This is a genomic window from Pareuzebyella sediminis, from assembly GCF_008367235.1.
Classification (GTDB): Bacteria; Bacteroidota; Bacteroidia; order Flavobacteriales; family Flavobacteriaceae; genus Pareuzebyella; species Pareuzebyella sediminis.
In genome coordinates, this window is record NZ_VTZS01000001.1 from 892,469 (window position 1) to 913,248 (window position 20,780).

Annotated in this window: 23 protein-coding genes; 15 read left to right on the top strand and 8 right to left on the bottom strand. The window is 41.6% G+C overall.

The window, feature by feature from the left end; translation table 11 throughout:
• Window positions 1–28: 28 nt before the first annotated feature.
• The 5 genes from F2B13_RS03675 to folE all read right to left on the bottom strand — a co-directional run bounded on the left by F2B13_RS03675 (window position 29) and on the right by folE (window position 3,587).
• Window positions 29–475: a monoheme cytochrome C gene (locus tag F2B13_RS03675; RefSeq protein WP_149275927.1), complete on the bottom strand. Its 447-nt coding sequence runs from the start codon at window positions 473–475 to the stop codon at window positions 29–31.
• The gene (locus tag F2B13_RS03680; RefSeq protein WP_149303275.1) at window positions 475–1,695 is read right to left on the bottom strand and encodes a sulfite oxidase; all 1,221 of its coding nucleotides are present in this window, start codon (window positions 1,693–1,695) and stop codon (window positions 475–477) included. The genes F2B13_RS03675 and F2B13_RS03680 overlap by 1 nt, the downstream gene beginning before the upstream one ends.
• A gap of 222 nt (window positions 1,696–1,917) precedes the next feature.
• Entirely contained in the window at window positions 1,918–2,259 is a 342-nt protein-coding gene (locus tag F2B13_RS03685; protein WP_317131637.1) for a ferritin-like domain-containing protein, read from the bottom strand.
• Between the two features lie 286 nt (window positions 2,260–2,545).
• A complete protein-coding gene (locus tag F2B13_RS03690) occupies window positions 2,546–2,848 on the bottom strand; it encodes a hypothetical protein (RefSeq protein ID WP_149275929.1) in 303 nt (100 codons plus the stop codon).
• Window positions 2,849–2,987: 139 nt separating this feature from the next.
• On the bottom strand, window positions 2,988–3,587 hold the full coding sequence (gene folE / locus F2B13_RS03695; RefSeq protein ID WP_149275930.1) for a GTP cyclohydrolase I FolE: 600 nt from the start codon (window positions 3,585–3,587) through the stop codon (window positions 2,988–2,990).
• Between the two features lie 184 nt (window positions 3,588–3,771).
• Between folE and F2B13_RS03700 the strand changes: the two genes are divergently transcribed.
• The 7 genes from F2B13_RS03700 to F2B13_RS03730 all read left to right on the top strand — a co-directional run bounded on the left by F2B13_RS03700 (window position 3,772) and on the right by F2B13_RS03730 (window position 9,954).
• Window positions 3,772–4,449, top strand: a complete 678-nt coding sequence (locus tag F2B13_RS03700) for an ABC transporter ATP-binding protein (protein WP_149275931.1) — start codon at window positions 3,772–3,774, stop codon at window positions 4,447–4,449.
• A 32-nt stretch (window positions 4,450–4,481) separates the two neighbouring features.
• A complete protein-coding gene (locus tag F2B13_RS03705) occupies window positions 4,482–5,042 on the top strand; it encodes a CPBP family intramembrane glutamic endopeptidase (RefSeq protein WP_198439804.1) in 561 nt (186 codons plus the stop codon).
• Window positions 5,039–5,803 carry a TIGR02757 family protein gene (locus F2B13_RS03710; RefSeq protein WP_149275933.1) on the top strand — a complete coding sequence of 255 codons (765 nt, stop codon included), beginning with the start codon at window positions 5,039–5,041 and terminating at the stop codon, window positions 5,801–5,803. Before F2B13_RS03705 ends, F2B13_RS03710 begins: the two co-directional genes overlap by 4 nt.
• Window positions 5,804–6,150: 347 nt before the next feature.
• Window positions 6,151–6,864: an SGNH/GDSL hydrolase family protein gene (locus F2B13_RS03715; protein WP_149275934.1), complete on the top strand. Its 714-nt coding sequence runs from the start codon at window positions 6,151–6,153 to the stop codon at window positions 6,862–6,864.
• Between the two features lie 167 nt (window positions 6,865–7,031).
• Window positions 7,032–7,601: a PAS domain-containing protein gene (locus tag F2B13_RS03720; RefSeq protein ID WP_149275935.1), complete on the top strand. Its 570-nt coding sequence runs from the start codon at window positions 7,032–7,034 to the stop codon at window positions 7,599–7,601.
• Window positions 7,602–7,867: 266 nt separating this feature from the next.
• Window positions 7,868–9,007 (top strand): DUF6920 family protein, encoded by a 1,140-nt coding sequence (locus F2B13_RS03725; RefSeq protein ID WP_149303277.1) that lies wholly within the window; start codon window positions 7,868–7,870, stop codon window positions 9,005–9,007.
• Window positions 9,004–9,954 (top strand): nitrilase family protein, encoded by a 951-nt coding sequence (locus tag F2B13_RS03730; RefSeq protein ID WP_149275937.1) that lies wholly within the window; start codon window positions 9,004–9,006, stop codon window positions 9,952–9,954. Before F2B13_RS03725 ends, F2B13_RS03730 begins: the two co-directional genes overlap by 4 nt.
• Window positions 9,955–10,030: 76 nt before the next feature.
• On the opposite strand, the gene F2B13_RS03735 is transcribed toward F2B13_RS03730, so the two are convergent.
• On the bottom strand, window positions 10,031–10,288 hold the full coding sequence (locus tag F2B13_RS03735; protein ID WP_149275938.1) for a hypothetical protein: 258 nt from the start codon (window positions 10,286–10,288) through the stop codon (window positions 10,031–10,033).
• Window positions 10,289–10,341: 53 nt separating this feature from the next.
• Window positions 10,342–10,836 (bottom strand): hypothetical protein, encoded by a 495-nt coding sequence (locus F2B13_RS03740; RefSeq protein ID WP_149275939.1) that lies wholly within the window; start codon window positions 10,834–10,836, stop codon window positions 10,342–10,344.
• A 198-nt stretch (window positions 10,837–11,034) separates the two neighbouring features.
• On the opposite strand from F2B13_RS03740, the gene F2B13_RS03745 reads away from it, so the two are divergent.
• From F2B13_RS03745 to F2B13_RS03775, 7 genes are all read left to right on the top strand, one after another.
• Complete coding sequence (locus F2B13_RS03745) at window positions 11,035–11,538, top strand: GNAT family N-acetyltransferase (RefSeq protein WP_149275940.1); 504 nt, start codon at window positions 11,035–11,037, stop codon at window positions 11,536–11,538.
• 144 nt (window positions 11,539–11,682) lie between these two features.
• Window positions 11,683–12,858, top strand: coding sequence for an amidohydrolase family protein (locus F2B13_RS03750; protein ID WP_149275941.1), 1,176 nt, complete (start codon window positions 11,683–11,685; stop codon window positions 12,856–12,858).
• Window positions 12,859–12,861: 3 nt separating this feature from the next.
• Window positions 12,862–13,533, top strand: coding sequence for an SGNH/GDSL hydrolase family protein (locus F2B13_RS03755; RefSeq protein WP_149275942.1), 672 nt, complete (start codon window positions 12,862–12,864; stop codon window positions 13,531–13,533).
• A gap of 212 nt (window positions 13,534–13,745) precedes the next feature.
• On the top strand, window positions 13,746–14,927 hold the full coding sequence (locus tag F2B13_RS03760; protein WP_232622998.1) for a glycoside hydrolase family 18 protein: 1,182 nt from the start codon (window positions 13,746–13,748) through the stop codon (window positions 14,925–14,927).
• Between the two features lie 305 nt (window positions 14,928–15,232).
• On the top strand, window positions 15,233–16,231 hold the full coding sequence (locus tag F2B13_RS03765) for a 2-hydroxyacid dehydrogenase (RefSeq protein WP_149275943.1): 999 nt from the start codon (window positions 15,233–15,235) through the stop codon (window positions 16,229–16,231).
• 50 nt (window positions 16,232–16,281) lie between these two features.
• Window positions 16,282–17,892: a M28 family metallopeptidase gene (locus tag F2B13_RS03770; RefSeq protein ID WP_149275944.1), complete on the top strand. Its 1,611-nt coding sequence runs from the start codon at window positions 16,282–16,284 to the stop codon at window positions 17,890–17,892.
• Between the two features lie 51 nt (window positions 17,893–17,943).
• On the top strand, window positions 17,944–18,930 hold the full coding sequence (locus F2B13_RS03775) for a hypothetical protein (protein WP_149275945.1): 987 nt from the start codon (window positions 17,944–17,946) through the stop codon (window positions 18,928–18,930).
• Between the two features lie 36 nt (window positions 18,931–18,966).
• On the opposite strand, the gene F2B13_RS03780 is transcribed toward F2B13_RS03775, so the two are convergent.
• Window positions 18,967–20,100, bottom strand: a complete 1,134-nt coding sequence (locus tag F2B13_RS03780; RefSeq protein ID WP_149275946.1) for a Gfo/Idh/MocA family protein — start codon at window positions 20,098–20,100, stop codon at window positions 18,967–18,969.
• Window positions 20,101–20,301: 201 nt separating this feature from the next.
• Here F2B13_RS03780 and F2B13_RS03785 point away from each other — a divergent pair, with 201 nt between their 5' ends.
• Window positions 20,302–20,772, top strand: coding sequence for a hypothetical protein (locus F2B13_RS03785; RefSeq protein ID WP_149275947.1), 471 nt, complete (start codon window positions 20,302–20,304; stop codon window positions 20,770–20,772).
• Window positions 20,773–20,780: the final 8 nt, after the last annotated feature.

Below are 20,780 nucleotides of genomic sequence, written 5' to 3' on the forward strand. Positions count from 1 at the left end.
TTGCTTTGGTCGCTCTTTTTACAAACTATCATTTGAGCGTATACCATTCCACGTCGGAAAGTGATTGCCTTCTTCCTTTTTTTTGGGGAGGGTAGTTGGTGACCAGATAATTTACAATAATATCTTCTTGATCTCCCAAATCCCATAGGTTTTGGGTCTCTTGCATCCAACGTATGGTAGCTTGCCATCGCGCCTTACTCATTCTGTTCTGTATCACCAATTTTGCTGAATGGCATGTCGTGCAGTTGTTTACCGTTTCCGTCAAGCCCGGGGCATCGATAAGTCCGGTACGTACATGAATTCCATTCTCTATTCGATTAGGGTCTTTTTCCACGACATCCTCATAGTTATCATCGACCTTATCTCCTTTTATATAAAATACTAGGATGGCCGCAATGAAGGCCACGCCACATAGTACGATCAAAAAGCGATAGGCCTTTCTTGAATTCTTCCAGAACGATTTATGGTCGGGCATCACACAATTTTTACGGCAATACGATGACATGCGTTGTTCAAGTACCCTTTAGGGTTCCATCCAGGAAGTACCATGGGTTGCGCAATTCCTCGGGAATCCGTGGCTCGTGCCCAAACTTCATAATACCCTTTTTTAGGGAAATCAATGGACGCTGAAAACTGTTGCCATGCCAATCTATTGTTTGGTTTTTGCAGGGAGCAGGGTCTCCACGTCGCCCCAAAGTCGATGGAGTAGTCGAGTTTATCCACTTCAAGTTCCCCGGCCCAAGCGTGTCCCCGAATATTCATTTTTTCACCTTCGGAAATCATGGCTCCCGATTTCGGATACGTAATTAACGATTTTACAGGCATAGATTCGATGATGCACATATCTTCATCGGCAACTTTTTCACCAGGAGCTACGGAATGACAGGGAACGCGATAAGAAGAACCTTCCATTTTTGCACCATCGTGCACTTGGTTACGAATACTGATGCGGTTTATCCATTTTCCCGAAACGGATGCCGGCCAGCCACCTGCCACCAATCGCAATGGGAACCCATGGGCCAAAGGAATATCTTCCCCGTTCATATTATAGGCCAACAAAGTTTCATCTTGCAATGCCTTGGCCATAGGCATACCCCGTGAAATCGGTTCTTTATCTGGGTTTCGGCTCAAATGCACATCGGCACCGTGGTAGCCAATATATACCGCATCATCATTAAAACCGACATCTTCGAGCAAATCTCGCAGCCGCAGGCCGGTCCATCTTGCACATGATACCGCTCCTATCGTCCACTGGTTTCCTTTCGCAGGCGGGTCGAACTCGCTTCTACCGTTTCCCCCGCACTCCAAGGTAAGTTGATATGTGTAGGGCTTGAATTCAGTTCTTAATTGTTGAATAGTATACGACTTTCTTTCCTTCACCGATTCCCCATCAAGGGTCAACGTCCAATTATCAACATCGATATCCTCGGGAATAATCCCGTTATTTCGAATGAACATATACTGATTCGGGGTAACGGCATCATCCAGCAGGTGTGCCTGTGCCTCCATATTCCACGGGCGATCGTTTAAAACCACCATTTCCTTCGATTTATCGAAAAGTGTAAAGGGATCCGGTTCCTGTAAGCCCAAGGGCACGTATCCCATCGGCATCTTAGCACCATATACAATATCGGCACCCAGTATTCCCGCTAGGTATGCCAAAGCCGATTTTTTAACAAAATTTCTCCGTTGCATGTGTGTAGTGGTCTATTTAAAGGCTAAAGTTAGAAATAATTGAATTTGCCTTGAAATCGAAGACCAACTATTTTATCAATATATACTGCGGAGGTGGGCGCAAACGCAATAAAAAAACACCGCACAATACGCACGGTGCTTTCAGCTAACCCTAAAAAAACTAAGATTTAATAAACAGGCTTGCTATGGCAATACCGCCGCATCCGCATTTATAGGTTCATCCTAAGCTTCTGTAGAGGCCTCCGTAGCGAAAGAGCTACCGGAACCCAATGTGGTAACATCCACCCCACCTTGAACGATGTTCTCTTCACCGTTATACACCGCCTGGGTAGCTTCTGGCATTCCTGCTCCCCTTTCCATGCCTGTAATCCAACCCTTAAGGCCGCGCAATCTTCTAATTTCAGAAGCATGTCTTGTCTCTACAAAATGAATCTGCAACGCCGGGGTCAAAAACGGGGTCTCTTTTAAATTGGCCGCCTGACCTTTATAAGCCCGAACTCCGGTATCTTCAAAAGCTTGTGCAATTGCTAGTAATTCGGCATAAGGAAGGTTTGATGTGATTATCTTAAAAAATTAAAGAGATCTTGAAAGCGTCACAAACTATAGCAAGTAGCTTGGCAGTAGGAAAAATGTCGTTTACGGATACCTTAAACATAGGGTGGAATAATTTGTTAGAGGATCGATACCGATTCTTCTCCCCTAACTTTATTAAATAACCCCTTAAGACATGGGCCACTCGCTATACTTCAAAGGCATATATAAGTTGGCCGTTCTAACAGATAAGAAATAGATAGAAGGACAAGGGTAGTCCGTTTACGAGGTCTTTGTTATCGACAATTTATACTTTACTTTATTTCAGGAACACTCTTTTCGACTTCGGTGATTTTCTAAAATAATAGGTATAAAGCCACATGATCGTAAAGGTGGGAATAATATCAAGACCTGGAATAATCTCTTCAATAAAGGTTATAACAGCTGCTCCTTGGCCTATTTTGCCTTTGTACATTCGCGTCATCAACCAGCCCGCGACCGGTGCCCAAATGATATCTGAGAAATCACCTATAAAGGGAATGGCGAACGAAAGCATACCTATGGCGTCAAAAAGTATTCCGAGCCATAATTTTTTATATTTTTTATTCTGTTTTGTTGACATAATATTCGACTTTACGCCCTTACATAAAGCAATAAAGATGCCAAAATAAAGCGCCCGTTTATGTCGCGTGGATACAGGCGGTCATCCATTTCAATTAGGAATCCAGTCTGAATGGTGGGTGGGAGCCTGCATTTTTCCTCTAAGACAAGTGGGAACCGATTAACTTTAAGAACTCGTTGCGCGTCTCAATCTTTTCAAATTGGCCACGAAAACCTGAAGTAGTGGTTACCGAATTCTGTTTTTGCACCCCACGCATCATCATACACATATGCGCCGCCTCTATTACGACCGCTACTCCTTTGGGCTTTAGTGTAGTATTGATACATTCTAGGATATCGTGGGTCAATCGTTCTTGTACCTGAAGCCGACGGGCAAAAACATCGACCACACGGGGTATTTTGCTAAGCCCCACAATCTGACCATCGGGTATATAAGCGACATGGGCTTTTCCGAAAAAAGGAAGCATATGATGCTCACAAAGCGAATACAGTTCGATATCCTTTATAATCACCATATCGTCGTAAGCTTCACTGAACATAGCACTCTCAATAATCTCCACAGCATCTTGCTTATATCCTTGGGTCAAGAAAAGCATGGCTTTCGCGGCCCTTTCCGGTGTTTTTAAGAGTCCTTCTCGGGATACATCTTCCCCAAGTTCTGTGATTATTTTTGAATAGGACTCCTTTACCTCGGTCGTTACTTCTAGATTGTATTCTTCAAAAGTTTTATAGGGCGACATATAATTCAGGTTTTGTTTATTTTTAATGGCTAATGATTAAACAAAAATAGGCATTTAAAATCGAATTATCGAAGATATATTTTTTAGTGTTAGCTTCCCGAATGGGGCTTAGTACGGTAAACTTCTATTTTCCTTACTTTTGCCCTTTCAAAGGTGGCCTTGCTGCCTATTCAAAACAACTCTAATGATCAAGGCATCTAACATTCAAAAATTTTATGGGGAACTACAGGTACTAAAAGGTGTAGACCTACATATCAAAAAAGGTGAAATAGTCTCTATTGTAGGAGCTTCAGGAGCCGGTAAGACGACACTCCTACAGATATTAGGCACCTTAGACACCCAATCGAACCCCAATGATAGTGAATTGCTGATCAATGATGTCGCGGTGACCCGACTTTCTGACAAGCATCTCGCTCAATTTCGCAATGAACACATCGGGTTTATTTTTCAGTTTCATCAGCTACTTCCGGAATTTAGCGCCCTGGAAAATGTTTGCATACCTGCCTTTATAAAAAAGACTCCTAAACCTAAAGCCGAAAAGCGCGCTAAGGAACTGCTTGATTTTTTAGGACTTTCAAAACGCTACCACCATAAGCCAAGCGAACTTTCTGGCGGGGAGCAGCAACGTGTTGCCGTAGCCCGGTCGCTTGTGAACGAGCCTTCTGTGATATTTGCCGATGAGCCTAGCGGAAATCTCGATTCCGAAAGCGCGGATAGGTTGCATCGACTATTTTTCGACCTACGAGACGAATTCGGTCAGACGTTCGTTATCGTTACCCATAACGGCCAATTGGCCGATATGGCCGATCGAAAACTTACTATGGTCGACGGTCTTATCGTCAACAAAGAATTGGTGGTTTGACCCCAATCGCTCAAAGAAAACGCGGTATGAATATGGAATGGAACACCATTCTTAACTTTGCTAAAAATCCAGTTTATCAAGAGGATACGAACACCGATCTTAAGTATCGATTAATCATACTGTCCCGCTTGTTGATGTCCGCCCTGACCATTAGCATTTTTCTGGGGATGCTCATTGGAGGTTTGAAAACGGCCTTTCATCTTGATTTAGGCAAGCATGCCCTTGACGATTTTATGGCGGAATATTCTGCCCTAACGTTACTGTTGGCTGCAGTGATATTAGCGCCATTTTTTGAAGAGCTTTTGTTTCGCGGACCGCTTTATTTTTTCCGAAACTCCCAATATTTTAACTATGCATTTTATAGTTTGACCTTAATTTTCGGGTTTTACCATATTACCAATTTTGAACTTACAGCCACTACCTTAGCTCTCGCCCCGCTTTTAGTACTGCCGCAAATGAGTATCGGTGTTTTTTTAGGGTTCGTTAGGGTACGCTTCGGGTTGCCTTGGGCCATGGCTTTCCATGCCGTTTACAATTTTGTGCTGGTGACACCCATGCTAATTTTACATCTTTTAGAAATTCCTGTTCCATGAACCAAAAAGAACTTTCCGAATTTTTAGATGCCAAAGTCAGACAGTATGAACATCCGCGGTTTTTGGAAAGTGACCCCTTACAAATTCCGCATCGTTTTGCAAAAAAGGAAGATATTGAAATCAGCGCCTTTCTTACGGCGACCATTGCCTGGGGCAATCGCAAAAGCATCATCAATAACGCCACGCGTATGATGGAATTGTTGGACGGTGCTCCCCATGACTTTGTACGCAACCACCAAGAAAAGGACCGCAAAAGACTTTTACCCTTCGTGCACCGTACTTTTAACGGCGAAGATTTAATGTTTTTTCTAAAGAGCCTACAGCATATTTACAAAAACCTTGAAGGTTTAGAAACTCTTTTCACCACTGACGAAAAAAATGGCTCGATGCAGCCCAGGATCGCCCATTTTAAAGAGGTGTTCTTCTCTTTACCCCATCCCCTACGAACCACAAAGCATGTAAGCGACCCTTTACGGGGATCAGCGGCCAAGCGCATCAATATGTTCTTACGCTGGATGGTACGGGATAATGCCAAACAGGTCGATTTCGGCCTTTGGAAAGGTATTTCGCCGAGTCAGCTCTCATGCCCCCTAGATGTACATTCAGGAAACGTCGCCCGAAAACTTCGACTGCTACGCCGCAAGCAAAACGATGCCAAAGCGCTCATCGAGCTGGATCGCAACCTCAGAAAGCTCGACCCCCTCGATCCGGTCAAATATGACTTTGCCCTTTTTGGTCTAGGGGTGTTCGAAAAATTTTAGCTTTTCGTTTTCCCAATGTTGCCAAAGCGTTCTAAGCCTATATTATTTGCAAACTCTTTGAAATTGTTATCTTAGACCATGGGCATGATATCCGAAATGATAACACTCCATTGTTTATGACAATACTAAAAACATAAAAATGAAAATCACAATAAGTAACATTCCGGTGCCAGCCCTATGGCCCACTTTAAAATTTTATACGAAAAATTAGAATTCATAAAAAAGAACGCCCTCCCATTAGGCGGTGGTAATCGATGGCTGACTTTAGTTTCGAAAGAATCTCAAGATGGTCGGAAACTTGCACTTGAACCGTCATCTAGCCATTATGACCTATGAAAACAATAACAATGAAAAGGATATTCTACCTAGTATGGCCCCTACTTTTGATTTCATTCAATACAAAAACAAAAGCCGGAATTGCTGATGAATCAAGTTATCTAAACAATATAAAAACTGAACTTAAAAAAGAATGGCCTAACAATCGAACTATAAACATTGTATTTCATGGACACTCAGTTCCCGCCGGTTATTTTAAAACACCCGTTGTAAATACATTAGATTCGTATCCCTATCAATTGCTGAAAGAATTGAAAGAAATATACCCTTATGCAGTTCTCAATGTGATAAATACAGCGATTGGAGGGGAAAACTCCGTAGAAGGAGAAAAAAGGTTTGTGTCGGATGTTTTAGTACACCAACCAGACCTACTTTTTATTGATTATTCTTTGAATGATAGAAGTGTTGGATTAGAAAATTCATATAAGGCGTGGAATAAAATGATACATAAAGCATTGAAAAACGATATTAAGGTCATATTGATGACCCCTTCGCCCGACCAAAGAATTAATATTCTTGAAGCGAATAACATCTTGGAACAGCATAGGAATCAGGTTAGAAAATTAGCGGAAGAAAATGCAATTGGGTTAATAGATAGTTATAATTTATTTAAAGAGAGAATTAGCGCAGGTGATCGTATCGTGGATTATATGTCTCAAGTAAACCATCCGAATAAAAGAGGACATAAGCTGATTGCAGATGAAATATTAAAATATTTCAAATAGAAATAACGAGTTTCAAGCACCCTTATATAGTCCATAGTGTTGATGCCACAATACCCCATAAAAAATCAATGCCAGATTTTACGCTATATTTGAGAACAAATCAATTAGTACAACACGTAAAATTAATGGATGGCGAACGGTGGCCAAGCTAGTTTAAGAAACAACATATGAAAAACAATAATGCCGATATGATGTGTTTGGATATTTACCTATCCGATCAGAGAAAGGAAGCAAATAAAGATAAAATGGGTAAAACCCCACCTTCAAATCAGAGTCCGATGCCCTTGTTGTGTTGGGACATATTTATTGAAAATTATCATCATCGATTGATTGAAGCCAAAAAATTAACAGAAATGAAGCAGGTAATCGCATTTGCCGAAAAATTCGGTTGGCAGAACGATGTAAGAGCAGCTTTTTCTGAAAATGAGTATGAGGCTCTGATAATTACGGACGTTGATCGGAAAATCATATGGGTAAATGAAGGTTTTTCCGAAATGACTGGCTACTCAAAAAGATTTGCAATGGCCAAAACACCCCATTTCTTACAAGGAAAAGAAACATCTCCTAGTACTAAGGCTAGGATCAAGGAAAAAATTCTTAAAAACAAGCCTTTTAAGGAAGTTATCGTCAATTATAAAAAAGACAAGACCACCTACAGATGTGAGGTTAAAATCATTCCTCTATACAGTGAAAAGACAACACACTATATAGCTTTTGAGAAACAGATCGTGGGATGATTAGTTGCAATTAAACAACTGTATCTGGGGACGACATTAAAAAGCCCGACCTACCCTTTGCCCAATTGTAAACCTTTAAAGAGGGTATCCTTGGGCTATTTATGGTGATGTCATCCCGAATTCTAGTGCACGGCAACAAATCCAAAGAGTTGGACTTTAGGCTATCCTGATTTTGACATTAATTCAGTATCTTGTTTTTGAAAAGCAAGTGTATTTTAGTCGATCGTCGTATTCGCGCATACCCCGAACTAAAAAATCAAGAAATCATGCGAATAGTTCTAATACTTGTTATCGCGATACATGGTATTATCCATTTGTTCGGGTTTCTGAAAGCATTTGGTCTATCCGATTTTAGCGGCATTTCCCGACCAATTTCTAAACCGTTCGGTTTATTGTGGCTTTCCGTCTTTTTGTTATTGGCTTTTACCGCCATTCTTTTATCGAAACAGTCCTCATATTGGCGAATCGTAGGAATTTCCGGAGTCATAGTTTCCCAAATTTTGGTAACCATCTATTGGAGCGATGCGAAGTTTGGAACACTATTAAATATAATTATTCTCGTTTCGATACTACTGGCTTATTCGACCTTCAGATTCCAGAGCACAGTGAGAGCTGAAACAATAGGGGTCTTCATGAATTCAAGGTCGTCGGGGAAAAAGATACTCACAAGCCCTATGATTTCAAACCTGCCACCCATAGTTCAGAAATGGTTGAACTATACCAATGTCATAGGCAAAGAAATGGTTCACCATGTGTATTTGGAACAGGACCTACAAATGTTGATGCGCCCAGGTCAAAAAGAGTGGAGCAAAGCTAAGGCCAAACAGTATTTCACTGTAGAGCCGCCAGCATTCATTTGGTCTGTAGATTTAAAGATGAATCCATGGCTAAAAGTGGTCGGTAGGGACAAATTTGAAAACGGTCAAGGGGAAATGACGATCAAGATGTTATCCTTTCTTTCTATGGCATGTGTAAAGGATAACGTAAACGTAAATCAAGCCACATTACAGCGCTATTTGGCCGAAACCGTTTGGTTTCCTTCTGCCGTCTTAAGTCCTTATATCAAATGGAAGCCAATTAACGACACCACCGCTGAAGCCACTATGTCCTACAACGGAACACAAGGTAGTGGTGAGTTCCATTTTGATAAAACCGGATATTTTAAGAAGTTCGTAGCCATGCGGTACAAAGAAGCGAACGATACAATTCCTAAAGAATGGACCGTTACCGCCATCAAAACCGAAGAAAGGAGTGGTATAAAAATTCCCGTGGGGTTACAAGCAGATTGGAAATTAGCAGATAGTACTTGGACCTGGCTTAAACTAAAAATATCTAATATTGAATATAATCCTAAAGCAACTCCCATGACCGACAACGAAAAAAAAACAACTCCCAGCCCGATATGAAAGTAGCAGTAGCCCAATTTCAACCTAAGGACGGGGATAAAACCTATAATCTTACTATGATCCGACAGCTCGCGGAAAAAGCAAAATCAAAAGGAGCCGATGTAGTCAGTTTTCACGAGATGTCGATCACCGCATATACCTTTACACGGCATTTAAGCCAACAAGAGCTAACGGAATTGGCGGAGGAAGTGCCAAACGGTAAAAGCACACAACAATTGATAGCGATGTCGAAGGAATTGAACATGCCGATTCTGGCAGGTTTAATCGAGAAATCGCAAGGTAAAATATACAATACCTACATTTGTGTCACCGGGGATGGAATGGTCGCAAAATACAGAAAACTACACCCTTTTATAAGCAGGTATCTATCTGCTGGTGACGAATATTGTATCTTCGAGCTATTCGGTTGGAAATGTGGAATTTTAATTTGTTACGACAATAATATCGTAGAAAATGTTCGGGCAACAAGCTTATTGGGAGCAGAGTTGATTTTTGCCCCTCATGTCACCGGTTGTACCCCATCTGCGATGCCGTGTAGAGGTTATGTAGACGACAAATTTTGGCGAAACAGGGAAAATGACCCAGTCTCGCTACGGATGGAATTCGATGGGCCAAAAGGCAGACGGTGGCTCATGCGCTGGTTGCCTGCAAGAGCTTATGATAATGGGGTGTACTATGCTTTTACAAATCCCATAGGCTATGACGGGGAACATTTAAAAAATGGAAATTCAATGATTATCGACCCATATGGTGAAGTTTTGGCCGAGGTGCGGTCATTCGAAAATGAAATTGCGTTCTCGAAGATTACAAAAGAAAAGATTGAAAAATCTGGTGGTTGGAGATACAAAAATGCAAGAAGGCCTGAGCTGTACAAAGACATTATTGGCAGAAACCACAACTCGGAAACTACTCCCGTATGGATGAAAGAGCAAAAACTCCGGGACTGAAAAAATATCCCTTCCCAGAACCTAAGGAAACAACCTAAAGCCTGCGTTCCTATAAAATTTCGTCAGTACACCTATGTCATGTCGTATGGATATTTGCTGTTATTTCACTTATATACGACGGCATTCTAAACTGGTTTACCTGAGTCATGGTCTTAGACATAGTCGTTTTAAATAGATTAACGATGCCAATTGCCGTAACGCCCGAAGCACTGATCTTTCGATATGGAAGAGTGGCGAAAGAACACTCATTAATTTGCCATTCGAAATTTCGTTGGCATCTTCTTCTACCCAATCTGATGCAGGAGAGGTATCCCTTAAATTTTACCTTTTTCATGAAAGAGCAGTGTTATGAGCTAATGCTATCTTGATCAGGCGAAATGGTAGCGCCTATATTTTTTCATGGGCGATGATATCAAGTTGGTCTTTTTTAAGCGCTATATCTACCGTATTACCATATTCCAAGTCCTCTATTTTTGAAAAGATGAGTTCGAGGATGGTCGGTTTTTGAATATGATCTTCTTTAGTTGCGGGATCAGGCATATAAACCAGTCCCTTGTAGGTTTTTTGTTTGTAATAAAGAGATGCGTCAAAAAAATAAAAATTCTCTGGAGGAATATAATCCGACCAATGTATGTTCTTAAAAAAATATTTTGGCTTCTTTATTTCATACGAGCAAGGTGAAATATCTACATTGATCGTACCCAGGAAATAGGTGCTTAAATCAAGACCTCGTTCTAGAAAATGGTTAAACTGCTGTTTTAAAGTTCCTTGTGGATATCTCTCATCTTTGCCTTTTCCAGACGCCACACCATGACCCGGTTTTATTTCACCTCGAACTACCACATATTCGGTAGACGCAGTCTTACTTTTCTTCTTACCCATACTTTAAATATAGGGCTTAAACCAACGATTTCAAAAGTTATAATCTACCCCGCCCTTTCGTAACCTTGACATTAACTTTCCTTCCGATATGCCTTACGCCTATGAGGCGTTTGAGTTCGACATTTCGTAAAATGTACTATATTTCATTAAAATTCGAAGAAGTATATCCGAAGTACATTTTTTGCAAACCTTAAGAAGATGATGCAACTCAGGCCGGCAACTATAAAGGACCTTGATCTTCTCAAGTATTGGGACACCCAAAAACATGTTATCGACTGCGATCCGGATGAGGATTGGAATTGGGAAACAGAACTGAATTATAATCCGGTATGGAGAGAACAATTTATCGGAGAATATAAGGGAGAACCTATAGGTTTTTTACAGATAATCGACCCGTACCTTGAAGAGACCCATTATTGGGGGGAAGTTGAAAAGCACAAAAGAGCCATTGATATATGGATAGGGGAAACAAAGAATTTGAATCGGGGGTACGGAACGGCGATGATGTATCTTGCTATTCGAAGGTGCTTCGATAATCCAGTTGTAAGTGGTATTCTGATCGACCCCTTAAAAACGAATACCAAGGCACATCGATTTTATCGCAGGTTTGGTTTTGAATTTATAGAAGAAAGAAAATTTGGCGGAATGACTTGCTTTGTGTACGAATTACAAAGAAATAAGGCCTACAGCACTGGTCCTTAATAGAACGCTTCGGGTTGCAAGAATACATAGTAAATTTAGATTAAAATATTTTAGTAAATTTTCCACATTAAATCCATCGGTTCTACCAAAGTTTTGGAAATGATTTCTTATGAAGAACAACATAAGTAAAATTAGAGACATCACATGCTAAAAGCCATCATATTTGCCTGTATAATCTTGATGACAAGCGCCTGCTCCCGGCCTGCGCACTACGATCTCGTCATACGGAATGTGGATCTTTTTGACGGACATAGAGGAAGAGGCTTGGTAAATTTGGCTATAAACAGCGATACGATAGCCGCCATTACTTCTGAAGAAATACGAGGAGATTCCCTTATCAACGGCACAGGAAAATATATTATACCTGGTATGGTAAATGCCCATGTGCATGTTTCGAATATCGATCAACTTAAGGAAGGTTTTCCATTTGGCATACTGACGCTTTTCAATATGCATACCGGTCTCGAAGAAAGAGAAAAGGAGTGGAAAAAAATATCCATGGATTCAACGCGGTACGCTACACTTTATGGCGCTGGTCACGCCGCTACCGTTCCCGGAGGACATCCAACTCAGTTCAGTCCGAATATGGAAACCATCAACGACTCGGTTTCCGTCGAAGATTGGGTGGATCATCGAATTGCGAAAGGGGCAGATTACATCAAAATTATACATACCCTCCACGGTTGGATGGGCAGCCCCCCTACCCCAACGTTGCGCTATGAACAAATCGCGAAAATCATTGAATACGCTCATTCGAAGGGCTATAAAGTGGTCGTTCATGCCACGAGTCTGGAAGATGTGATCTCCATAGCAAAATTCAGGCCTGACGGTTTTGTACATATGCTTGATTTTAAAGAAGATTATCCTGTTCCCAACAACTATTATAAAGAGCTCAAAAAAAGTGGGGCTTTTATTGTGACGACTGGAGGAATTGCACTAAAACCTATGGATGGAGCACCACCCTTCGTTGCGGAGTGGGTGAACGAAAATGTATTGAACGCCGAACAAAGAGCGGAGATTATCAAGGAATATCACGAAAACGGCATTCTGCTGGTTGCAGGTACTGATGCGCAGGAAGGTCAAATGAACTTTGCCGAAGATTATTTTTTAGAGCTTGAACTATACCAAATGGCCGGACTTTCAAATGTCGAAATTCTAAAGGCCGCTACGGGGAACGCAGCAAAGGCGTTTGGAATACCCGTGGGCGAGTTGAAAGTCGGAGCAAAGGCCACCTTTATAGTGCTCGATGAAAATCCTTTAAGGGACCTATCAAATCTCCATAAAGCAACACAGATATGGAAAAATGGTAACACGTACTAATTCATGATAAAAACTATTTCAAGCCTTTTTTTAGTTACAACCTTAATCCTGTCTTTGACCAGTTTCAATGTGAAGAAACCTCGAATATTGATTATCGGTGATTCTATTTCCATTGGGTACACGCCTTTTGTCATAGAAGATTTAAAAAACATAGCCGAAGTGGTCCATAATCCTGGAAATGCCCAACATACTGGCACTGGCCTTGAAAAAATAAAGGAATGGGTCGGAAACGGAGACTGGGATATCATTCAGTTCAATTGGGGATTGTGGGATTTATGTTACCGTCACCCCGATTCTAAACTGTATGGAAACCGCGATAAAATCAAAGGCAAAATCACCTATACTCCAAAAGAATATGGCGCAAACCTTGATTCCCTGGTAAAAAGGTTAAAGAAGGCTACAAAGGCTAGGCTAATATTTGTCACCACGACTTATATCCCCGAACATGAAGCCGGCAGATATCAAAAGGATGCGGTAAAATATAACCGTGTGGCGAAAGAAGTGATGAGAGCCAACAAGATTTTAATAAATGATATCTATGCAACGTCCAAAGCCATTCACAAAACCTTTGGAAAAGGCGATGATGATGTACACTTCACAGATAAAGGTTATGAAAAATTAGCCATACCCATATCCGCTTTTCTCGAAAAAGAACTCCACAAAATAGCCAAATAACAGAACGGTTAAAAAAAATTTACCTACCAGGATAATTTGGGCATAATTTTTCTTGGGTCCTTCGTAGAAATGTCATCCTTCTTGATAGCCCAAAAGCGATAGTTTCCTTAGCTTTGTAAAGAATGCTATTAAAAACCACCTATTATCTAGATAGGCACCTAATTTAAATATCCTCCTTGAAAAACACTACTTTACCATACTTTTTGCTTGTTTTGCTTTTAACATTAGCCTGTAAAGAGCAACCCAAGAAACAAACTACAGCAGAACCCTTAGCTTCGAATAACCCACAACAGCCTGTAATCATGGCGTATTATGTGGCGGAACGTGAGTATAAACCGGAAAAAATACCTGTTGAAAAGCTCACACATATCATTTATTCTTTCACCAATGTGATCGATGGGGAAATGAAGTTTAGAAATCCGGAAGATGCAGGACCAAAACTAGATGCGCTAGTGCAACAAAAACAGCGAAACCCCGATCTAAAAGTGATGATCGCATGTGGAGGTTGGGGAGCCGATGGTTTTTCCGATATGGCCTTGACCGAAGAGAGCCGTTCAAAATTTATCAAAAGTGCCCACGATTTTATCAAAAAACACGAACTCGACGGAATGGACATGGATTGGGAATATCCTGGGATATCGGGTGCAGGCACTAAAGCGCGAGCGGAAGACACCCAAAATTTCACCGCCCTTATGAAAGGATTGCGCGAGATGCTCGACAGCTTCGAACAACCTAAGGTATTGACCTTTGCCTCGGCAGGTTGGAAGCGCTACTATGATCATATTGAGCTAAACGAAGTTATGAAGTATGCCGATTACACCAATGTCATGACCTATGACCAAGTGTCCGGGGTGTCAATGTATACAGGGCACCACACGCCATTAGGTAATGTAAGCAGTAAAGATATAGAAGGTACACCTTTTCAAGCCCGCTTGGATAGTTTGTACCGATCAGGCGCCAATTTGGATGCCGATCCAAGATCTGCCGAGAAAATCGTCGATTTTCTCATCGAGGAAGGCGTCGACCCACATCAAATTGTTATAGGATCTGCCTTTTACGGTAGGGTCTGGAAAGGAGTCCCCCCTGAAAATAATGGTTTGTACCAGCGCAGCGGAGGCATTCACATCGGTTGGCTGGCCTATCATCAAATCCGTGAAAAATACGAACAAGACCCCAATTTTAAACGCTATTGGGACGATGACGCCAAAGCTCCATATATGTACAATGCCACGGATAGCCGTATGGTCTCTTACGATGACACGGTTTCGGTCGCCCAAAAAACAAAATATGCCATAAACAAAGGTCTAGGCGGTATTATGTTTTGGGAATTGGGCAATGATACCAAAGAAGAAAAAAGTCTTCTTAATGCCATTTATAAGGCTGCACAAAAGTAGCTGTTCCATTTTTTCAATCCTTGCCATCGCACTTTACGAATACTTGAATACGCTGAATCTTTCTTTAAATAGGATACTTTAAAAGCGTTCTTCGGGTCTTCATTATAAAAGCACCACCATATATGGTGTTTTATTCTTGCTAATATGTCATCTCAATCGTAAAGTTTCCTATAAAACCTGCCATGGTCCTAAAAGAATACCTTAGTACATAATTTATAATCAGATAATTGCCTAATTTTAAGCCAGAACGCTGAGTCTACCCTGAGCAAGCAGTTCAAAATCGATTACCCTATAAAACCGAGGATTTGAAAATCATTTTTTTTTCTGCGAAACCTTACGATAAGGAATTTTTTAACCGCTTTAATCAGACCTACGATTTTGAGATAGAGTACCATGAGACCCATCTGGGGCCGCACATCGTCAATATAGTGCAAGACGCAGAGGCCATCTGTGTTTTTGTAAACGACAAACTAACCGAAAAGGTCATTCAAGTGCTCGCAGACAAAGGGGTCAAAGTTATCGCTTTACGATGTGCAGGTTTCAACAATGTGGATCTGGAGGCGGCAAAACGTTTTGGCATTACCGTATGTAGGGTACCGGCTTATTCGCCCGAAGCAGTTGCCGAACATGCGTTAGCTATGCTCCAGACCATCAATCGCAAGACCCATAAGGCCTATAATCGTGTTCGGGAACAAAATTTTGCCCTAAACGGACTCTTAGGTTTCAATCTTCATGGAAAAACAGTCGGTATAATCGGTACAGGTAAAATAGGAAAGGCTTTTGCACAAATTATGCTTGGTTTTGGTTGTAAGGTTTTGGCCTATGACCTTTATCCCGATGATAAATTGAAAGAAAAAGGGATAACCTATGTGTCTCTCGAAGAATTGCTCGAGACTTCCGATATTGTCTCGTTACATTGCCCCTTGACTAAGGAGAACCACTACTTTATCAACAAAGAAACCTTGGCATTGACCAAGCGTGGCATCGTAATTATCAATACCAGTCGAGGTGGGCTGATCAACACCAACGATATTATACAAGCCTTGACTTCGCAACAAGTAGGGGCCCTTTGTATCGATGTATATGAACAAGAGGAAAAATTATTTTTCAGGGACCTTTCCACGAACATCATCGATGACGACAATATTCATCGTCTGATGAGCTATCCCAATGTATTGATAACGGCGCATCAGGCATTTTTTACCGAAGAAGCTTTGTCGGAAATAGCCCAAGTTACCCTACATAGTATTGACCAGATACTGAAAGGAAATAAGCCCGAAGACAAAACCACATTGCTCACCTAATCGCTTGGTACGCGTAAAACAATGACTAGTTAAGCTATAAAACGAAACGTATGAAAAAACTTATATTAATGGCTGTCTTAGTGACATGTATGGGCTGTCATACTTCAGAAGAAGGTGATATAACCGCTAAAGTGAGCGAAGAAACTATCGGTCGACATATGGAACGTTTAGCATCCGACGATTTTTTGGGAAGGAAACCCTTTACCGAAGGAGAAGTTAAAACGGTAAATTATCTCAGAGATGAATTCTCTAAATTGGGCCTCGCGCCGGGAAATGGCGAAAGTTATTTCCAGGATGTCCCAATGGTCGAGATCACCGGCACCCCCTCGAAAGCAATGAAAATTTCCGGTAGTACCGAAAATTTCACGTTGAACTATTTTGATGATTTTGTTGCTGTTTCCAAAAAAACCGATAGTATCATCCGGCTTGAAAATTCAGAATTGGTATTTGCCGGATATGGCATCGTGGCACCCGAGTACGGGTGGAACGACTATGAAGGAGTCGATTGGAAAGGAAAAACGGCCGTAGTGTTGGTGAACGACCCCGGTTTTCAGTCCGGTGATTCTACCTTGTTCAAAGGCAATGAGATGACCTACTATGGGCGGTGGACGTATAAGTATGAGGAAGCGGCCCGACAAGGTGCCGACGGTGTTTTGATCATTCACGAGACAGAGCCAGCCTCTTATGGATGGAACGTGGTTCAATCCGGTTGGAGCGGTGGTCAACTTATTCTCGAAAGTAATCTGCCTATGGTCGATATACAAGGGTGGATCACTGGCCAAAGTGCCGAAAAGTTGATGGAAGCCACTCCATTGGAAGGAAAGAACCTCAGGGAGGTCGCAAGAACTAAAACTTTCAAACCTGTTCCTTTAAACCTAAGCGCGTCGATTACCGTCTCAAACAGTATACAACGTAATGTCTCTAAAAACGTGCTGGCCCTGTTGCCCGGTACCGACAGAAAAGACGAATATATTCTTTATTCTGCCCATTGGGATCATTTTGGGGTCGGTCGACCGATCGATAATGATTCCATATACAATGGTGCCGTAGACAATGCCTCAGGAACAGCTTGTCTTCTGGCCATTGCCGAGGCCTTTAAAAAAGTGGAGCATCAAAGGTCCATCGTTTTTATCGCGGTTACCGGCGAGGAACAAGGTTTATTAGGCTCAGCCTATTACGCTGAGCATCCGATTTACGAACCACAAAAAACAGTGGCCAATATCAATATGGATGCCTTTAACAGTCCTGGTCCCATGAGAGATCTCACCATAACGGGCTTTGGGCATTCCGAGCTCGATGAATATGCCGAAGAGGCGGCCAAAAAGCAAGGCCGGTACGTAATTCCCGATCCAGAACCGGAAAAAGGCTATTTCTTCCGTTCCGATCATTTCAACTTCGCAAAAATAGGAATCCCAGCCTTATACGCCGACGGTTCCTATGAAGGTTTTGATATTGGTATTGACAGTATCCAAAAAATCAAAGACCATTACCGAATAGCGATTTATCACCAGCCTACCGATGAATACGATCCGGAAAAGACAAATTTGAGCGGTATTCAATTTGACGCCCAACTATTGTTCAATGTGGGCCTACGGCTGTCAAACGAAAGCTATTTCCCAAAATGGTATACTACTAGTGAATTTAAGGCGGCACGTGATTAGATCTCGCCATGCTTCAATCACTTTTGAATTTTTTGAAAAAAAAAGATCGATATGATACGAGTTCTAAAGAGGTTCATATACTTATTCTTAAGTGTTGTGACTTTGATAATAGGTTGTAAAGAATCACGGAACAAAAAGCCAGTAAAGCAAAATGTGCATGAGAAGCTCCTAAAAAAAACGCCACTTATTGGGGGCAACTATGTTTCGGAAGGCTACCGCCAAAGAGCCGAGGGTTACGATTGGGTGGCTGTCTCGGTCAAAAAGCTCGACTCCGAAAAAATCAGTATCAAAGTGAGATCGAGAGCGGACAAAAAAAAACCTACCTGCACTTTTGATGCCACGGCCTATAAACAAGATGACACTATATATACGACGGTAGTCAACGGTAAAACGGTCATCTTTGACATTCATCAAGATTCCCTTTCCATTCGCACCGAAGAGGCCGGGGAAGACGGTATTTTGTATTTCTATTGTTCAGGGGGAGCCACCTTGGCCGGTAACTATAGGAAAATAAAAGGGGTTATCGATGCGACCCAAGTAGATAAAACCGATTTTTCCAAGGTGCTCTCCCTTCAGGGTATTGGATTCAATGTTTCAACGATAAAAAAAGAAGGCCAGCACGTTTTGACGGTATCCCCATTCGGACTGGAAATCGATAATAGTCCGCAAACCTATATAAGTAAGGGGCAAGTTGTTAAAGCGATGGTGGAAGACATGAATTCGGATGGTTCGCCTGAACTTCTTGTTATTTCAAAATCAGAAGATACCTCAAAAAAAGGGCGAGTTTATGGTTTTTCGGTCAATAATCGAAAATCAATGAGTCCTGTACACTTTCTACCTACGGACGAAAACCAAAGAATAAATCAAGGATATCAAGGGCATGATGAATTTGCCTTGGTAGAAACCAAGTTATTGCAGCGGTTCCCTATTTTTGACGCCGCCGGTCAGCCTTCTGGAAAAACAAGACAAGTCTCCTATGAATTAAAGGATGGCGAAGCTTTGAGAAAGTTTGAGATTGTTACTATCAATGAGTATTAAGACGATATGGGCTTCCATTTTATCTGAAAATTCAACCTACACTCGCACAATACCCAAATCGCCTAAATTTAAAGGAATACGCTTCCCTCCCTCTTCAATCGATTGATAGATGGCCTCGACGATGATCATGTCGCGCTTACCCATCTCCCCGGGTGCATAATTTGGGGTGCCCCTAAGAATATGTTTGACAAAATCATCCATTTGTAGCATTTGTTGGCTTTGATGTGGAAATGAAATTTCATTTCCATCCGAAGTACGCCCACTCAGCGGCCCGTAACTATGGCAGGGGTTAAGTTCGGCCCACCCACTTTCAAAGGAAACAAAAAGCCGGTTGGCATTGGCATTGTGGGAAGTAAACATATGGCCCACTACCCCATCAGGAAACTCCATTTGGGCGGTAATACTCTCGTCGGTATTTTTAAAATACTCGGGTCGCGTACTGAATTCCTGGGCAGAAACCGAAATAGGGTTGTTTCCGTTACCATAAATATTACTTTGAATCGAATACACGCCCATATTCATTAATGCACCTCCCCCTGAAAGCTCTCGGTCTAAACGCCATTGATCGGGGTTTCCCCTTGAAATATAACCGGCATCCGAAGATACATAATGCACGTCTCCGTACGGTTTTTCCTTGACCATACGTTTTATCTCATTGGTATACGGATCGGACTGCATACGATACCCCACACTTAATTTCACACCAGCTTCTTCACAGGCTTGTATAATGGCATCACATTCGGCCACACTGACTGCCATAGGCTTTTCACAGATAACATGCTTCCCTGCCTTTGCGGCTCGAATACTAAAATCGGCATGCATACTATTGGGCAGCACTACATACACAATATCGATATCGGCATTTTCGGCGATCGAATCAAAATTTTCGTAGGAATAGACGTTTTTTTGGGGGATGTCGTATTTTTCCATCCAAATTTGCTCCTTTTCAGGTGTTCCGGTTACAATCCCTGCCAGATAACAATGTTGAGCGTCTTGAAGACCTGGTGCCAGTTGATAGGTACTGTAGCTTCCTAGTCCTACCAAGGCAATACCTAATTTCTTATTCTGCTGCTTTCCCATTCCGCAAGCTAATGGTGCACCAAGCAAGGCCGCTGCCGCCATACCCTGGGTCAATTTTGTATTGAAAGTTCTTCTAGAAATCGATTTCATGTCTTGTGCTTTTAAAATCCCTGTCCTAAAAATACACATAATGTCCGGATTCAAATTGGTTGCGCCTTAAGTTATACCGAGGTAGCTCAAGCCCCTAAATAGACGCTGTACATCACTACGCCCGTTACATTTTTGCCTGCTCCTTTGACTAAATATTTAGTACCTTAGAAAATCATTTTTTGCAAATAATCTAAAAATCCTATGGGGTTACAACCTAAGAACTTTTTAAAAACGCTTGCTTTACTGCACTTGGCCCTTTGTCTTGGGCTAGTAACTTTTGCATTAGGTACCTTTTGGAAAAATGGGAGTTTCCAGGCGGATTTGAACGATGGAAATATGTTGATTTACTTGGTACCCGTTCTAGGAGCTACAGCCTATTTTCTTAGCCAATATATTTATGGTAACCTGATTCGTCAAATAGGACCTGATGATCCGCTCTCAGCCAAGTTGAAAAAATTTATGACAGCTGCCATCATTAAATACGCGGTGCTGGAAGGTGCTTCCTTTTTGGCATTTTTGTCCTATTTTTTTAGCGGCAACGCTATGTTTTTCGTTATCGGTCTGTTTTTGCTCATCTATCTCTACTTTCAGAAACCATCCAAAACCAAGGTGGTAAACCAATTACCCTTAACCTTTGCAGAACAAAAACTATTTGATACTTTACCGGACTAAAATATATG

Coding starts and splice junctions, on each gene's coding strand:
- F2B13_RS03675 (WP_149275927.1), bottom strand. CDS start 475: ATGCCCGACCATAAATCGTTCTGGAAGAATTCAAGAAAGGCCTATCGC.
- F2B13_RS03680 (WP_149303275.1), bottom strand. CDS start 1,695: ATGCAACGGAGAAATTTTGTTAAAAAATCGGCTTTGGCATACCTAGCG.
- F2B13_RS03690 (WP_149275929.1), bottom strand. CDS start 2,848: ATGTCAACAAAACAGAATAAAAAATATAAAAAATTATGGCTCGGAATA.
- folE (WP_149275930.1), bottom strand. CDS start 3,587: ATGTCGCCCTATAAAACTTTTGAAGAATACAATCTAGAAGTAACGACC.
- F2B13_RS03700 (WP_149275931.1), top strand. CDS start 3,772: ATGATCAAGGCATCTAACATTCAAAAATTTTATGGGGAACTACAGGTA.
- F2B13_RS03705 (WP_198439804.1), top strand. CDS start 4,482: ATGGAATGGAACACCATTCTTAACTTTGCTAAAAATCCAGTTTATCAA.
- F2B13_RS03710 (WP_149275933.1), top strand. CDS start 5,039: ATGAACCAAAAAGAACTTTCCGAATTTTTAGATGCCAAAGTCAGACAG.
- F2B13_RS03715 (WP_149275934.1), top strand. CDS start 6,151: ATGAAAAGGATATTCTACCTAGTATGGCCCCTACTTTTGATTTCATTC.
- F2B13_RS03720 (WP_149275935.1), top strand. CDS start 7,032: ATGAAAAACAATAATGCCGATATGATGTGTTTGGATATTTACCTATCC.
- F2B13_RS03725 (WP_149303277.1), top strand. CDS start 7,868: ATGCGAATAGTTCTAATACTTGTTATCGCGATACATGGTATTATCCAT.
- F2B13_RS03730 (WP_149275937.1), top strand. CDS start 9,004: ATGAAAGTAGCAGTAGCCCAATTTCAACCTAAGGACGGGGATAAAACC.
- F2B13_RS03735 (WP_149275938.1), bottom strand. CDS start 10,288: ATGAAAAAGGTAAAATTTAAGGGATACCTCTCCTGCATCAGATTGGGT.
- F2B13_RS03740 (WP_149275939.1), bottom strand. CDS start 10,836: ATGGGTAAGAAGAAAAGTAAGACTGCGTCTACCGAATATGTGGTAGTT.
- F2B13_RS03745 (WP_149275940.1), top strand. CDS start 11,035: ATGATGCAACTCAGGCCGGCAACTATAAAGGACCTTGATCTTCTCAAG.
- F2B13_RS03750 (WP_149275941.1), top strand. CDS start 11,683: ATGCTAAAAGCCATCATATTTGCCTGTATAATCTTGATGACAAGCGCC.
- F2B13_RS03755 (WP_149275942.1), top strand. CDS start 12,862: ATGATAAAAACTATTTCAAGCCTTTTTTTAGTTACAACCTTAATCCTG.
- F2B13_RS03770 (WP_149275944.1), top strand. CDS start 16,282: ATGAAAAAACTTATATTAATGGCTGTCTTAGTGACATGTATGGGCTGT.
- F2B13_RS03775 (WP_149275945.1), top strand. CDS start 17,944: ATGATACGAGTTCTAAAGAGGTTCATATACTTATTCTTAAGTGTTGTG.
- F2B13_RS03780 (WP_149275946.1), bottom strand. CDS start 20,100: ATGAAATCGATTTCTAGAAGAACTTTCAATACAAAATTGACCCAGGGT.
- F2B13_RS03785 (WP_149275947.1), top strand. CDS start 20,302: ATGGGGTTACAACCTAAGAACTTTTTAAAAACGCTTGCTTTACTGCAC.